The organism is Bacillus sp. KICET-1 (assembly GCF_027721405.1).
In the GTDB taxonomy this organism is placed as follows: Bacteria; Bacillota; Bacilli; order Bacillales; family Bacillaceae; genus Bacillus; species Bacillus velezensis.
The window spans coordinates 3630291-3646066 of sequence record NZ_CP113515.1; the positions used below are offsets into that span (position 1 = coordinate 3630291).

Annotated in this window: 12 protein-coding genes and 3 riboswitches; of the genes, 7 read left to right on the plus strand and 5 right to left on the minus strand. The window is 48.3% G+C overall.

The window, feature by feature from the left end:
• Positions 1-19 precede the first annotated feature (19 nt).
• The 3 genes from mgtE to OVA33_RS18095 form a co-directional block, all read right to left on the minus strand.
• Entirely contained in the window at positions 20-1375 is a 1356-nt protein-coding gene (mgtE, locus tag OVA33_RS18085; protein WP_012117400.1) for a magnesium transporter, read from the minus strand.
• A 234-nt stretch (positions 1376-1609) separates the two neighbouring features.
• Positions 1610-1775, minus strand: a riboswitch (M-box (ykoK) riboswitch).
• 106 nt (positions 1776-1881) lie between these two features.
• The gene (locus tag OVA33_RS18090; RefSeq protein WP_003154740.1) at positions 1882-2019 is read right to left on the minus strand and encodes a transcriptional regulator SplA domain-containing protein; all 138 of its coding nucleotides are present in this window, start codon (positions 2017-2019) and stop codon (positions 1882-1884) included.
• Positions 2020-2109: 90 nt separating this feature from the next.
• Complete coding sequence (locus OVA33_RS18095) at positions 2110-3372, minus strand: glycosyl hydrolase family 18 protein (protein WP_128974063.1); 1263 nt, start codon at positions 3370-3372, stop codon at positions 2110-2112.
• Positions 3373-3520: 148 nt separating this feature from the next.
• A riboswitch (TPP riboswitch) is annotated at positions 3521-3634 on the plus strand.
• Positions 3635-3813: 179 nt separating this feature from the next.
• Here OVA33_RS18095 and OVA33_RS18100 point away from each other — a divergent pair.
• From OVA33_RS18100 to OVA33_RS18110, 3 genes are read left to right on the plus strand one after another with little or no spacing between them, the layout of a single operon-like run.
• Complete coding sequence (locus OVA33_RS18100; protein WP_014417560.1) at positions 3814-4413, plus strand: ECF transporter S component; 600 nt, start codon at positions 3814-3816, stop codon at positions 4411-4413.
• Positions 4400-6037 carry an ABC transporter ATP-binding protein gene (locus OVA33_RS18105; RefSeq protein WP_017417635.1) on the plus strand — a complete coding sequence of 546 codons (1638 nt, stop codon included), beginning with the start codon at positions 4400-4402 and terminating at the stop codon, positions 6035-6037. The genes OVA33_RS18100 and OVA33_RS18105 overlap by 14 nt, the downstream gene beginning before the upstream one ends.
• Positions 6012-6773, plus strand: a complete 762-nt coding sequence (locus OVA33_RS18110) for an energy-coupling factor transporter transmembrane component T family protein (RefSeq protein ID WP_053285014.1) — start codon at positions 6012-6014, stop codon at positions 6771-6773. Before OVA33_RS18105 ends, OVA33_RS18110 begins: the two co-directional genes overlap by 26 nt.
• A gap of 45 nt (positions 6774-6818) precedes the next feature.
• Here OVA33_RS18110 and OVA33_RS18115 read toward each other — a convergent pair whose 3' ends face one another.
• Positions 6819-7652 carry an STAS domain-containing protein gene (locus tag OVA33_RS18115; protein WP_017417633.1) on the minus strand — a complete coding sequence of 278 codons (834 nt, stop codon included), beginning with the start codon at positions 7650-7652 and terminating at the stop codon, positions 6819-6821.
• Positions 7653-7871: 219 nt separating this feature from the next.
• On the opposite strand from OVA33_RS18115, the gene OVA33_RS18120 reads away from it, so the two are divergent.
• Both OVA33_RS18120 and metE read left to right on the plus strand, forming a co-directional pair.
• Positions 7872-8831: a S8 family peptidase gene (locus OVA33_RS18120; RefSeq protein ID WP_014417556.1), complete on the plus strand. Its 960-nt coding sequence runs from the start codon at positions 7872-7874 to the stop codon at positions 8829-8831.
• A gap of 139 nt (positions 8832-8970) precedes the next feature.
• Positions 8971-9125: riboswitch (SAM riboswitch) on the plus strand.
• Positions 9126-9208: 83 nt separating this feature from the next.
• Positions 9209-11497 (plus strand): 5-methyltetrahydropteroyltriglutamate--homocysteine S-methyltransferase, encoded by a 2289-nt coding sequence (gene metE, locus OVA33_RS18125; RefSeq protein WP_017417632.1) that lies wholly within the window; start codon positions 9209-9211, stop codon positions 11495-11497.
• Between the two features lie 48 nt (positions 11498-11545).
• On the opposite strand, the gene yeiL is transcribed toward metE, so the two are convergent.
• Positions 11546-12217, minus strand: coding sequence for a transcriptional regulator YeiL (gene yeiL / locus OVA33_RS18130; RefSeq protein ID WP_063636598.1), 672 nt, complete (start codon positions 12215-12217; stop codon positions 11546-11548).
• Positions 12218-12298: 81 nt separating this feature from the next.
• Here yeiL and OVA33_RS18135 point away from each other — a divergent pair, with 81 nt between their 5' ends.
• Together OVA33_RS18135 and OVA33_RS18140 are read left to right on the plus strand one after the other, a co-directional pair.
• Positions 12299-13483 (plus strand): MFS transporter, encoded by a 1185-nt coding sequence (locus OVA33_RS18135; RefSeq protein ID WP_014417553.1) that lies wholly within the window; start codon positions 12299-12301, stop codon positions 13481-13483.
• Positions 13484-13723: 240 nt separating this feature from the next.
• Positions 13724-15769: a BclA C-terminal domain-containing protein gene (locus OVA33_RS18140; RefSeq protein WP_117363988.1), complete on the plus strand. Its 2046-nt coding sequence runs from the start codon at positions 13724-13726 to the stop codon at positions 15767-15769.
• The last annotated feature ends 7 nt before the right edge of the window (positions 15770-15776 follow it).

The following is a 15776-nucleotide window of genomic DNA, read 5'->3' on the forward strand; positions in this document are numbered from 1 at the left end:
CCTGTGAGACGGACTTTTTTTATAAAGCATGAAGAAATGCAGTTGCAATGCCGAAATAAATTAATAAGGACAAAATATCGTTCAGCGTCGTAATCAGCGGTCCTGATGCAATCGCCGGGTCAATGTTCAGTTTATGAAGAATAATAGGGACGATCGTTCCGGCCATCGTACCGATAATCAACGTTGCAAGCAGCGATGAACCGACGACAAAACCGAGCGTTAAGTCTTTCTGCCAGACGGTTGCGACAATCGTAATCGCGATCGCACAGACGATGCCGATATAGATTCCGGTTCTTAATTCACGGAAAATCAGTTTAAAGATGGTTTTTTTATTCATTTCTTCTTTAGCCAGTCCTCTGATGACGACGGCGAGTGACTGTGTGCCTGTATTACCCGTCGTTCCCGCAATCATCGGCATGAAAAATGCGAGGGCGACTACTTTTTGCAATGTATCTTCAAAATAATTCAGAATGCTTCCGGAAATCAATCCGATAAACAAAAGCAGAATGAGCCACGGCAAACGGCGGTACGCTGCAACGTACGCTTTCGTATCAAATGTAATCGCCTTACCGGAGGCTGCGAATTTTTCGTAATCTTCATCGGCTTCTTTAATCACGACGTCAATAATATCATCGACTGTGACAATACCGACAAGCACATGATTTTCTTCCACGATCGGAATGGCTAAAAAGTCATACCGCTGGATCAGCCGGGCGACTTCTTCCTGGTCTTGGAGCACCCCGGCCGAGATGACACGCGTAAACATGAGATCCTGCACTTTATCCTCAGGCTCGCCGAGAATTAAATCTCTGTAAGAGAGCACTCCGACAAGCTGCTTGCTGTCATTAATCACGTACAAATAATTTATTGATTCTGCGATTTCTGCAAAGCTTTTCAGCTTCACGACCGCATCTTTTACTGTATAATGCTGCGGAATCCAGACGAAGCGGTTCGTCATCATCCGGCCCGCCGATTCTTGCGGATAGTTCATCAAAAGCTGTACGGCCTTTGATTCCTCAGCCTCCATGCTGGATAAAAGCTGTTCTTTCAGTTCTTCATCCATCTCTTCCAGCAATGCGGCGAGATCGTCGTTATCCATTTTATTCATTGCGAGAGTGGCTTTCGTTTTACCGACTTTATGCAAAACGGCAAGCTGAAATTCCCGCTCCAGCTCTCCGATCATGTCGGTGATGTCATCAACCGTCATATATGACAGATAGCGGGCCCGGTGCTTTTCCGGCATTTCTTTAAACAAAAATGCCATGTCATAGGGCTGAAGCTCATCTATCATGTTTCGGAATTCTTTTATTTTTCCGTCCCGCAATAAAATGATAATGCGTAATATGAGTTCGTCATAGGTCATGTTTTGGACCATCGGGACTCGTACCTCCTTTACGGAGACGCGCCGTCCGTCAAGGGAAGTGCGGCGGTCTGTCTCCTCATCATGTCGTCACTGGTTATCTGGCTGTATATGGGTACTTCTTCTGACATACTCGAATGGGGAGAATCCATACTCCGCACCTCCTTATCATGCTCAGTCGTGTACGTTTTGAGGCATAAAAAAAACCTTCCGATATGAAGGCGAAAACAAGCACGGCAAATAAACGTGCGGGGCCTCCAATCGTAGAGCTTTAGCACTGTATGGCATAGGACAGCCATCCAGCTGCGTTAAGAATCACCTTATGTCGATGATTCCTGTTGACCCATTGGCGTCTTTGGACATTTTTGGGCAGCAGCGTATCTCCATACAGGAGCCTCACCTAACGAAGTTCTTATTTGAATTGACACACTGAGATTACAGAAAAAAAAGGAATGTGTCAACCTTAAATTTGTGATTTCAGCACTTGCCTATAAAATAAACGGAATAAAGGCATAAAGCCCTTATTCCGGCAAATCGCTTTCATCCTCTTCTGAAAGGAAATGATAGGATTCATGCAGCATGAGCGCGTACTCCCCTTCTTTTGTAGGATGCGGTACATACTCAGCCTCGTTGATATACTGCTCTTCCCTTTTCTTCATATGGCAGACCTCCTGTTCAATTTTAGATTGTCCAAAAGAAGACCCGTTATCATAGGAAAGAAAAAATCACTTGCGGAGCGGGACATGCAGCTATATTTTTCGGATCGTGAAAAAGTTCCTAAGCAGCCACGGGCCCGGTTTGAAACCGAGCGTTAATTGCCACGCGCCGATCGCCTGCAGTCCGAACTCCCGAACGAGAACCATTTTTTCACTCATGCTCCGCACATCCTCAAACCACACTTCATGCGTTCTTCCATTTTCATCAGTATACCGGAAGTAAGGGGAACGCTCCTGCCGGGAATAACGGATCACTGATTGATGCTTCATGGCCGTTTCCATGGCGCGCTGATTGGAGATGGCGGATCCGATCGTTCCGGGACGGGACGGAATCACCCAATCATACCCGTACAGCGGAACACCGAGAATCACTTTTCTTCTCGGCACCCTGCTGATGGCAAAATTGATCGTTTGCCTGACCTCTGTCAAAGGCGCCACGGGTCCCGGCTCACTGCCGGCGTGGTGCCAGTCGTACGCCATAATGAACATATAATCGACGACGGCTCCGATTCCGCCGTAATCATATCCCCTCAGCCACGGCACTGCATCACTTGTTTTTGCCGGAACCGATATCGTTAACGCGAGCTGATGCTCTGAAAGCCGGGTTTTTAACTGCCGGAGAAATCCTGTGAAGAGGTCCCTGTCAGCTTCTCTGACCCGTTCAAAATCGATATTTACACCGCCGTATCCCCTTCTTACGGTTAAGGAGACGATATTGTTGACGAGATTCGTTCGTGCCGTCGGATTTTGCAGCACTTGATGGGCTAATTCCGGACTGAATCCCCCTTCTGTCAGATTCGTAATGACGGCAAGCGGGCGCACTCTGTTCTGCCATGTGGTTTCTATTGCGGTTCTGTCGTTTAAATCGTTCATGATATCTCCGTTCGGTCCAAAATGATATTCAAACAAAGAAATCGCCGAAGAATACGGCGCAAAATCATTAATTAACTCTCTATCCGCTTCAGGCGTCCGAATGACATAAAATTGCAGGGTTCCCGCAAGATAGTTAGAGATATCAGGGATCTTCACTTTCATACCCGCCCGCAGCCGGTTCGGCGGAATATCCGGGTTTGCCTGCATCAGCTGCATCTGCGGCACATAAGCCTTACCTGCGATAACGGCATACGTATCATTCGGCTGAACCGTATATTCATTAAGAGGGATTAAAAGCGCCTGCCCCGGAACGATATTCGTTTCCTCAAGCCCGTTGACGCTTCTGATGCTGTCAACAGGGTATCCGTACTTTCTGCTGATGGAAAATAACGAGTCGCCAGACTGCACTGTATGAACAAACATAGATGTCCTCCGTTTCCTTTTGATCAAAAGGGCTCTTCTTATCTTTATGAATGATCATCCGGTCCGATTCCAAACTCTGTTTGGAGAAAGGCTGTTTACAAATCAGACATGATCAACTATGATGATATCATCATAAAAAACTGTATAGGAAACGCACTAGGGGTGCTGTTATCGGCTGAGATAAAACATGCGGCAGGCGTGTTTTGATCCCTTATAACCCGATCTGGATAATACCAGCGTGGGGAAGTGCAGATTGACCGGAGCGCAGGGTTTTTCCCCATGCGTTTTCGTTCTGCTGCTGCATATTCCCTCGGATATGCAGTTTTTTATTTTTCATTAAAAAACGGGGGAGGACACCGCAATATGAAACTGAATATAAACCGCCTGTAAAATCATCTCTTTCATACATACGACTATCCGATAAGAAAGCAGGAGATCACAATGAAAAATTGGAAAATGAGAGAAATTGTCGTCATGTCCGTCATCAGTGTTGTATTTGCTGTCATTTATTTAGTATCAACTCATGCAAGCAATATAGCGGCAGGGTTTTTCGGCCGGATGAGCTACGAACCGATTTACGGTATCTGGTTTATCGTCTCGGTAATTGCCGCGTACATTATTCAAAAACCGGGAGCGGCTCTTGTTTCTGAAATCATCGCCGCGTTTGTGGAGTGCTTACTCGGAAATCCGTCAGGACCGATGGTGATTCTGATCGGGATCGCACAGGGAATCGGTGCGGAAGCGGTCTTTTTTGCGACACGCTGGCGGATTTATACCCTGCCCGTGCTTCTTTTATCCGGTATGGGGTCTTCTGTGACGAGCTTCATTTATGACTTGTTCGTTTCCGGATACTCTGTTTTGAATCCGGGTTTATTAGCCGTCATGCTTCTTGTCCGTCTGATCTCAGGTGCGCTTCTTGCCGGCCTTCTCGGCAAAGCAATCAGTGATGCGCTGGCTTACACAGGGGTGCTGAACGGCATGGCGCTCGGAAAACAATTCAAGAAGAAAAAGAAACAGGTGAACCAAGATGCAGGCATCTGAGCCCCTTCTATCGGCCGGCTGTCTTACCTTTTCTTATGATCAGGATGAAAAGCCGATTCTTCAAAACGTGTCCTTTCAGCTCCGCAAAGGAGAGCGGGCTTTATTGCTCGGGCCGAGCGGATGCGGCAAAAGCTCGCTCGCTCTCTGTTTAAACGGTCTGTACCCGGAAGCATGTGATGGGGTTCAATCGGGAACCGTTTCTTTATACGGAACACCTCTTTCACATCTGACAGAACCCGCCGCCAGGTCCATCGGCGTCGTGTTTCAAGATCCGGACCAGCAGTTTTGCATGCTGACGGTTGAAGATGAAATCGCCTTCGGCTTGGAAAATTTGCAATATACAAAAGAAGATATGGACGCAATCATCGATGACGTTTTAGAAAAATTAGAGATCACTCATCTGAAAACGCGAACGATCGCTTCGCTGTCAGGCGGTTCAAAACAAAAAGTGGCGCTTGCCTGTATCATTGCGATGGAACCGGAACTCATTATTTTGGACGAACCGACGGCACAGCTTGATCCATATTCCGCACGTGAATTAGTGCGGCTGATCAAAGATCTACAAGCAAAAAAAGGCTTCGGCCTTCTCGTTATCGAACATCAGCTTGATCATTGGGCGCCGTGGATGGACAGGACGATTGTCCTTGACGAAACGGGTCAGAAGGTGATGGACGGAGAGACGGACGTTATCTTTGAAACAAAGATTGAAGAGCTGATGCAGCTCGGCATTCCGATTCCGCGTGTGATCTCATTGCAGGAGCACGTCAGCATTCCTTTTACATTGTGTAAAGAAAATCTGTTTCACGAACCTATACCATCTCTGCCCGAACCCCGGCCCGCCGCGCTTTCGGCAGAAGACGCGCTGAGCGTTCACGAGCTGTCATTCTCAAGAGGAGCAGACGTCATTTTTCAGGATGTGAGCTTTTCCGTAAAAAAAGGTTCAATCACCGCGATTGCCGGCCCTAACGGAACAGGAAAATCCACGCTCCTTTCTGCCGCGGCCAAGCTCATCCGTCCGCTGGGCGGAGACATCAAAATAGACGGCAGACCGATTGATTCCTATTCTGAAAAAGAGCTGCGGCGGCTGACCGGATATGTTTTCCAAAATCCTGAACACCAATTTGTCACAGATTCTGTCATTCAAGAGCTGATGTTCGGTTTTGAAAGCAGCAGACCCGCAAAGGAGAAAGCTCTTCAGCTGTTAACCCGATTCGGCCTGAGACGCCATGCCTCACAGCATCCGTTTTCTTTAAGCCAAGGACAAAAACGCCGGCTCAGTGTCGCGACAATGCTTATGCACAATGTGAACGTTTTGATGCTTGATGAACCGACTTTCGGACAGGATGCCAAAACGGCGCGGGAGTGTATGCAAATGCTCCGTGAGATTCAAAAGGAAGGAACGGCTGTTTTGATGGTGACACACGATATGGAACTCGTCTCAGATTATGCCGACACGATCCTTGTGCTCTGCGGCACGAAACTGGTATTCCGGGGAACTCCCGACGCTTTATTTTCTGATAACACCGGGATCGCCGAGCAGGCGCATTTGGCTTTGCCGCTGCGGTATGAATGGATGAAACACGACAGGAGGCGGAGAAATGAACTTGCGGCTGGAGGCTGTTAACCCGTCAATAAAGGCGGCGGCTGTATTGTTATGCGTCATTATGCTGTCGTTTATTTATAATCCGTACACCCCTGCTTTGTTTTATATCATCATTGCGGGAGGCGTCCTCTCGGCGGGGCGTGTGCCGCTGAAAAAATGGCTGCTGTTCACGATTCCGTTTGTCATTCTGGCCTTCGGTTCTTTATGGACAGCCGCCGTATTCGGAAACGTCCCGACAACCGGAAGCAACCTGCTGTTTAAGCTCGGGCCGATTGCCGTCAACAGTGATAACGCGGCGCTCGGGATTTCTATCGCGTTTCGTATTTTATGTTTTTCCGCTTTGTCGATGATGTTTCTTTTCACAACCGATCCGATTCTGTTCATGCTCAGTCTGATTCAGCAGTGTAAGCTGCCGCCCAAGCTTGCATACGGCGTTATCGCGGGGTTCCGGTTTCTCCCTCTTCTGAAAGATGAAATCCTGATCATCCGGCAGGCGCACAGAATCAGGGGCGCGGCGTCTGATTCCGGGCTGAAAGGAAAGCTCTCCGCCGTCAGGCGCTTCACCATTCCGCTATTGGCAGGCGCAATCAGAAAGGCGGAACGCACGGCGATCGCGATGGAATCTAAAGGCTTTACGGGGAGCCGAAACCGCACGTTTTACAGAACTGTTACCGTGCGCCGCGCCGACTGGTGCTTTTTCCTGCTCGTGCTTCTGTTATTCGGCGCAAGCTGGCTCATTTCATTGTTGTTTGTATAAAAACAGGCCGCCGGAGTGATTCGGCAGCCTGTTTTGTTATGTATGTTATTGGTGATAATTGAGAGCCTGAGCGAGATTGGACTTGATCGTAATATCTGAGAAATTAATGCCGAGCTGTACGGCGGTTTGAGCGATTTCCGGCCTGATTCCGGATAAAGTGGACGTGACGCCGATCAATTTCAGCGCCTCAATTAATTTAAAAATCTGATGCGCCACCATCGTATCGACAACCACTACACCCGACAGGTCAATAAACAGATGTTCAATCAGCCGTTTGGCACATGTGCTCAGCGTATTTTCAAGAATGAATTTGGCGCGCTCCGTGTCAATATCGCCGACAAGCGGCAGCAGCGCCGTCCGTTTGCTCAGCGTGATAACCGGCGAGCTTAACTCCAAAATCATTTCTCTTTGCGCGTTCAGCTGCATTTTCGAGTTATGCTCGGCATGATCGACAAACGTGTAAATCGTAAAATCAAATACTCGTACAATTAAATTCTCCCATTTCTTCCTTTCTCCCTGTGCAAACGAAGATTCATGTTTATCGGCAAACGCATCATAATAAGTGATGTATAATCTCCGGTTTCTCATGAATTCACGGACCACATACTGGACGGGAGTATCCAGATGCTTCTGGTCTTTCGCAAGCTCAATCACCCACCGCTCGAACTCTTCTAAAAATTCTTTTTCCGGCATGATATACATTTTATTAATATGCCGGTAAAATTCTTTATCCTGCTCCGTCAGTTCTTCTGTGATGACGGGGTTTGTCAAAGAATAAATCGAATTCGGGTCCGAATCTTCCATCGTTTCGATCCACTCTTTCGCAATTTGATCCGCTTGTTCTGTAAAATAGTCGTATAATGCTTCATTTATCTTCATATCTCTTCTCCTTTCCCATTTCCAATTATAGCGTCAGCGGGTCATGAATGAAAATAAAAGCTGTTAAACTATCCATTTATTTGAAATTTTTTAGTGCAATAGATTACGCCTTTTTTATGAAAATGCTTCAAATGACTCTTTCCGGCCGGCATGCTCTGCCATAAAATAGTAGCAACACCCTTGTATCCACTCGCAAGCATAAAAAAGGAGGGCTTTTTTATGAATGGTGAAATGCATTTGATTCCTTATGTCACGGATGAACAGATCATGGATGTGAACGAGCTTCCAGAGGGTATTAAAGTGATTAAGGCGCCAGAGTTGTGGGCAAAAGGGTTTAAAGGCAAGGATATTAAAATCGCGGTGCTTGACACAGGCTGCGACATCAATCATCCTGATTTGAAAGATCGGATTGTCGGCGGGAAAAACTTCACCGATGATGACGGAGGCAAAGAAGACGCGATTTCCGATTATAACGGACACGGGACACACGTTTCCGGAACGATTGCCGCCAATGATTCAAACGGCGGAATTTCGGGTGTCGCGCCGGAAGCAAGCCTCTTAATTGTTAAAGTTCTCGGCGGTCAAAACGGCAGCGGCAAATACGAATGGATCATTAACGGCATCAACTACGCCGTTGAACAAAAGGCCGATATCATTTCCATGTCACTCGGCGGGCCAAGCGATGTGCCTGAATTGAAAGAAGCCGTCGCAAATGCGGTAAAAAGCGGTGTTCTGGTCGTTTGCGCGGCAGGAAACGAAGGCGACGGAGACGAGCGTACAGAGGAACTGTCGTATCCGGCCGCTTACAACGAAGTGATCGCAGTCGGATCAGTCTCAATCGCCCGTAAATCGTCTGAATTTTCAAACGCCAATAAAGAGATTGACCTGGTGGCTCCGGGAGAAAATATTCTCTCCACCCTTCCCAACCATAAATACGGGAAGCTGACGGGCACTTCAATGGCCGCCCCGCATGTGAGCGGAGCGCTTGCCTTAATAAAAGGGCTTGAACAGGACGCGTTTCAGCGGACGCTTTCTGAGGCTGAAGTCTACGCCCAGCTCGTGCGGCGGACCCTTCCTTTGGACATCGCCAAAACATTGGCCGGGAACGGGTTTCTGTATTTAGACGCGCCTGAAGTGCTGATGGAAAGAGCCGAACAGGCACAGCTGCTGTCTTTCTGATATTTTTCTCATATAATGAATGGTCAGCTTGTCACATCACCAATTTTTAAAATGTGAGATTTTCTATTGACAGTGATCTGAATAAGCTGATAAGATAACCAACAAATGATGTAACTTTTCAAAAAAATTGAAATACTTTCTCTTATCGAGAGTTGGGCGAGGGATTGGCCTTTTGACCCCAACAGCAACCGACCGTAATTCCATTGTGAAATGGGGCGCGTGATTTTTGCGCCGAGACGACTGTCTCATAAGGCACGGTGCTAATTCCATCAGACGTGATCTGAGAGATGAGAGAGGCTTACATTTTGAAGTTAAAGCCTCTTTCTCTCATGAGAAAGGGGCTTTTTTGTTACATCTCACTTAAAGGAGGAGACTTAATGACAACAATCAAAACTTCGAACCTCGGTTTTCCGAGAATCGGCTTGAACAGAGAATGGAAAAAAGCGCTTGAGGCTTATTGGAAAGGAAACACTGATAAAGAAACGTTTCTTAAAGAGCTTGACGGCTTATTCTTATCAGCTGTCAAAACCCAGCTTGACCAACATATCGATATCGTGCCGGTCTCTGATTTCACTCATTATGACCATGTGCTTGATACCGCCGTCAGCTTTAACTGGATTCCGGAAAGATTCCGCAGCATCACGGATCCCGTTGATACATACTTTGCGATTGCCCGCGGTGTAAAAGACGCCGTTTCCAGTGAAATGACGAAATGGTTCAATACCAACTACCATTACATCGTTCCTGAATATGACGAAAGCATTGAATTCCGTCTGACGAGAAACAAACAGCTTGACGACTACCGCCGGATCAAAGAAGAATTCGGAGCGGAAACGAAACCTGTCATCGTCGGTCCGTATACATTCGTCACGCTTGCGAAAGGATACGAAGAATCAGAAGCGAAAGCGATTCAAAAACGCCTTGTTCCTCTTTATGTGCAGCTGCTGAAAGAACTTGAAGCAGAAGGCGTCAAATGGGTTCAGATTGATGAGCCGGCCCTTGTGACAGCTTCTTCTGAAGACGTCCGCGCCGCCAAAGACCTCTATGAAGCGATCACAAAAGAGCTTTCAGGACTGAATGTCCTCCTGCAGACATACTTCGATTCGGTTGATGCATATGAAGAACTCGTTTCTTATCCTGTACAGGGAATTGGACTTGATTTCGTGCATGATAAAGGCAGAAACCTTGAGCAATTGAAAAAGCACGGCTTCCCGAAAGATAAAGTGCTGGCAGCCGGTGTGGTCGACGGCCGGAACATTTGGAAAATTGATGTTGAAGAACGCCTTGATGCGGCTTTGGATATCCTCAGCCACGCTGATGTTGAGGAGTTATGGATTCAGCCTTCAAGCAGCCTTCTGCACGTGCCGGTGGCGAAACACCCTGACGAGCATCTTGAAAAGGATTTGCTGAACGGCCTGTCATATGCTAAAGAAAAACTGGCGGAACTCGGCGTCTTAAAAGAAGGGCTTCTGTCCGGCAAAGCGGCCGTCAGTGAGCAGATCGAAGAATCAAAAGCGGCACTTAAGGCTTTAAAAGCATTCGCAACAGGAGCGAACTCAGCTCAAAAAGAAGAGCTGAATCAGCTGACGGAAAAAGACTTCTCCCGTCCGGCAAGCTTTGAAGAACGATTGGCGCTGCAGAATGAATCACTCGGTCTTCCCCTTCTGCCGACGACGACAATCGGAAGCTTCCCTCAATCTGCCGAGGTGCGGAGCGCACGGCAAAAATGGCGGAAAAAAGATTGGACGGATGAACAGTACCAAGCCTTTATTAATGCGGAAACGAAGCGCTGGGTTGACATTCAGGAAGAAATCGGCTTAGACGTGCTCGTTCACGGAGAATTTGAGCGGACGGATATGGTCGAATACTTCGGTGAAAAACTGGCCGGATTCGCCTTTACGAAATATGCATGGGTGCAGTCTTACGGTTCACGCTGCGTACGTCCGCCTGTCATTTTCGGAGATGTCGAATTTATCGAACCGATGACGGTAAAAGATACTGTCTACGCCCAATCGCTGACTGAAAAACACATGAAAGGCATGCTGACGGGACCTGTCACCATCTTAAACTGGTCATTCCCGCGTGTGGATATTTCAAGAAAAGAAATCGCCTTCCAGATCGGGCTTGCCCTCAGAAAAGAAGTAAAAGCGCTTGAAGATGCCGGTATTCAGATTATCCAAGTGGATGAACCCGCGCTCCGCGAAGGACTGCCGTTAAAAACGCAGGATTGGGATGAATATTTAACTTGGGCCGCAGAAGCATTCCGGTTAACGACATCTTCTGTGCGAAACGAGACACAGATTCATACGCATATGTGTTACAGCAACTTTGAAGATATCGTAGATACGATCAATGATCTTGACGCGGATGTCATTACAATCGAACACAGCAGAAGCCACGGAGGATTTTTAGAGTACCTGAAAGAACATCCTTACGTGAAAGGCCTCGGACTCGGTGTATACGACATTCACAGCCCGCGTGTGCCGGCAACTGAAGAAATCTATCAAATTATTGATGACGCACTTGAAGTGTGTCCGACTGACCGCTTCTGGGTAAACCCGGACTGCGGACTGAAAACAAGACAGCAGGAAGAAACCGTTGCGGCATTAAAAAATATGGTCGACGCCGCGAAACAGGCACGAAAAAAACAAGCTCAGCTTGTATAATGAAAACAGCCATCCGCAAATCGCGGGTGGCTGTTTTTTCTGGGCGTGCTACTTATTCTTCAGCGCTTCTGCAAGTTCATATAATGAATCATGCTGCTTCATTTGATAGCCCCGCCCTTCTTTTTGCAAATACCCTTTTTGGCAGAATTGCGTCAGCACATGCAAGAGATGACGGTAAGATACACCCAAATAATCACAGACCGTTACGTGCTTCTCTTTATAAACCCCTTCATAAGCCGTCTGCAAAATAAAATCAGCAAGCCGGTTTTCAAGCGGGAACGCCAGACTTTGTGAATATTTCGAAGCCATAAGCGTTGCCTTAGCACTTAAAAACTTAGCCAACTCACGCAGGAATTTCGCATCCTGCAGCAATTGCGCGCGGCAGCGGTAAATAGGCAGAGCAAAACAAACAGTCTTCGCTGAGGCTTGAATTCCTTTTGTGTAATACACTTCATGTAATAGTTCCATCTCTCCGATGTAATCATTTTTGTTGATAAAATTAATTAAAGAAACTTTCCCGTTTTGATGGGTTACATATATTTTCGCTTTTCCTTCAATCACGTAAAACAGGAAGTCAGGCCTCCTGCCCTCTTGAATCATCCATTCGTCCCGCTCATATTCGTGCACTTCCATAAACTTTTCAGCGGGGAAAGAGAATAAATGCGCGATTGAGTGTTTTTCTAACTGATGCCGCTTTTTCTCGCCTTTATAAAATTCCATCGTCCACCCCAAAAATATGAGATATCTCATATTGTCTTTATGTCTTTACATGATAACATGCCAATTAAAGGAGGAACGGGAATGAAAGCATATCGCTGGATGAGTCTGCATTTTTTTAGTTTTTTTATGACATGGGGTGTTTTTCTGCCCTATTGGACGGGATGGATGGTGCATATAAAAGGGGTTTCCGTATCCGAAGCCAGTTTCATTATGAGCCTGGGCTTGGCGGCAAGAGGGATTTCCACATTATTTTTCTTCCCTTATTTATCAGGAAAATTCAGCAGCAAAGCCTTATTAAACGGCGCCAGAATCGGGACGCTTCTCGCACTTTTATGTTATATTCCCGCTGATTCTTTTCAAAGCCTGCTTCTTGTCACATTAGTGCTGCATGTGTTCTACCCTGCTTTAATGCCTGCTTTAGACAGCGCTTGCGGCGTCCTTGTACAGCATAACGAATTAAAGGCTTATGGGACAAGCCGCCAGTGGGGGTCCGCGGGTTTTGTTTCAGCCGGCGTCATCCTGTCCGTCTTTACAGGTATATTCGGAGATCAAGCGATTTTATGGGCACTGCTTTTAGGCACCCTGATATTCGCATGTCTCAGCTTTATGCATGCGCCAGCTGTTCTTTCAAAACGGCCGGAAACAGACCGCGCAAGAAAAGAGGGTATGTTTGCCTTATTCCGCATCAAATATTTCGGTCTGGTGCTCGCAATCGTTATCTTACTGCAGGCGGCACATGCATCTTACTACAATTACGGTTATCTCTTTTTGCAGGAAATCGATGCGCCCGCATATGCCATCGGAATCATCATCAACATCGCCGTTATCGCGGAGATTATCTTCTTTGCAATCGCTGACCGATACTTTCATCAATTTACGGCAGGCTCTTTGCTCGCCCTGGCGGCGCTTGGTGCTACCGTACGCTGGATACTCGTATTTGCCTTTCCGCATGTCATCATTTTCTGTATTGCGCAGACGCTGCATGCCTGTTCATTCGCGATGGGACACTATGCATTTATGAAATACTTAATTAAGAATATTTCACCGGCGCAAATCCCGAAAGCCCAAGGCATATATTCAGCGCTTGCTCTCAGCTGGAGCACTGCGGTATTTACTATTTTCGGAGGTTTTTTATATGAAATTGAACCCCGGTATGCCTTTATCGGAATGATTGTTTGTACGATACCATCCATGCTTCTCGCCCTTTTATACAGAAAACTTGAAATGAAAAAGAGAGTTTTTGCAGGAAACGCTCAAGATATGTAGCCATCGCTTTATAGACGATCACATGTCCCGCTGTCATTTTGACCGATTTGCGAATGCTGTGCGATGTATTTTCTCTATATTTAAAGTATTTCCTTCATATATGATGAATTTAATGAAGGGAATTCGTTCAGAAACTTGGACAGAGTCAGTGAATATACTGATACAGTACTGCTTACGCTTATTTCGGGGAACTTTGTTCGTAATAAAATGATTTTCAGCCAACTCATAAGGAGGGACATTGTGTCACAGCCTAATTTGCCTAATATCACCCCTGTCGTTACACTTTCCAGAGACGATACCATTAACCTTCTTCTTTCGTCAATTGCTATGGAAGAGCTGGGAATGGCACATATTCTGAATGCGGAAGGGGAAAAAATCCAATACGCGCTCGGAACGATTCCCGGATTAACAGGGCCCCCGTCAAGTCTTGCGGATATTCTGAACCTGAATGAGAGCGTCCGGGATACGCTTGACAGCTTAATGAAACAGGAGCTTCTTCTCGGTTCAAAATTGGACAGTATCTCAAATATCCCTACACTGGCGGGACCGACTGGTGCTACGGGGCCGACGGGACCAGCCGGAGGGCCCGCAGGACCTACGGGAGCAATCGGCCCGGCCGGAGCGACAGGGCCAACCGGACCGACCGGGCCGACGGGGGTCACCGGTGCGGGTCTTCAAGGGATTGTTGCTTTTAATCCGCTGATTGCTCCCACTTATACACCCGGACAGGTTGTATTGTATAACGGAAGCTCCTATGTCGTGAACACACCTTCGCCGGCAGGGATTCCGGATACGTCTGCCGATTATACGCTTTTAGCTGCCGCAGGATCAACCGGGCCGATCGGACCAACAGGCGCTACAGGAGCCGGATTGACAGGATTGACAGCTTTTGATCCCGCTGCTGCGCCTTTTTATACAGCGGGGCAGGTTGTATTGTATGAGGGTGCTTCTTATGTCGTAAATATCAATAACCCTTCAGGCATTCCCGGGACATCGCCGGATTATACACTGCTTGCCGCCGCGGGGCCGACCGGGCCGACAGGGGTCACGGGCGCCGGACTGCAAGGCATCGTACCGTTTGATCCCCTCGCCGCCGCTGCCTATACCGCCGGACAGCCAGTTACTTTCAACGGCAGCTCTTACGTCGCAAACGTAAACAGCCCGGCGGGAACCCCTGGAGCCTCAGCTGACTATACACTTTTAGCTGCGGCGGGAATCACCGGCGCTACTGGCGGCACCGGACCGACCGGATTTACCGGCGCTACTGGCGGCACCGGACCGACCGGAATCACCGGCGCTACTGGCGGCACCGGACCGACCGGAATCACCGGCGCTACTGGCGTTACCGGACCGACCGGAATCACCGGCGCTACTGGCGTTACTGGACCGACCGGAATCACCGGCGCTATTGGCGAAACCGGACCGACTGGAATTACCGGCGCTACTGGCGGCACCGGACCGACTGGAAGCACCGGCGCTACTGGCGGCACCGGACCGACCGGAATCACCGGCGCTACTGGCGGCACCGGACCGACTGGAATTACCGGCGCTACTGGCGGCACCGGACCGACTGGAATTACCGGCGCTACTGGCGACACCGGACCGACCGGAATCACCGGCGCTACTGGCGACACCGGACCGACCGGAATCACCGGCGCTACTGGCGGCACCGGACCGACCGGAATCACCGGCGCTACTGGCGGCACCGGACCGACCGGAATCACCGGCGCTACTGGCGTTACCGGACCGACCGGAATCACCGGCGCTACTGGCGGCACCGGACCGACCGGAATCACCGGCGCTACTGGCGTTACCGGACCGACTGGAAGCACCGGCGCTACTGGCGGCACCGGACCGACCGGAATCACCGGAACAAGTCTGACAGCAACTTCCGGCTATGCAAGCAATACGGGCGGCGGTGTTGTCGCAGTTATTGTCGGCGGCACGACCATTTCTTTACCGAATGAACAAAACCTTTCTGCGGATATAACGGTTAATGCCGCAAATACCGTATTCACCGTTGCTCCGGCGGGACGTTACTATATCTCCTACCATATTAATTTAACGGCCGGCTTGCTTGTAAGTTCGCGTATTTTAATCAACGGCACTCCTCCTGCAAGTTCGATTATCGCCCCGGTCGCGTCTTTGGCAAACTTTAATAACTCCTTTATTGTGACTTTGCCAGCAGGCAGCACCATCCAGCTTCAGCTGTTCGGATTATTGGGTGCGGCCACATTGCTTGGAGGAAGCGTCGGTGCAGCTTTAAACATTATTCGATTATCTTAATGAAACA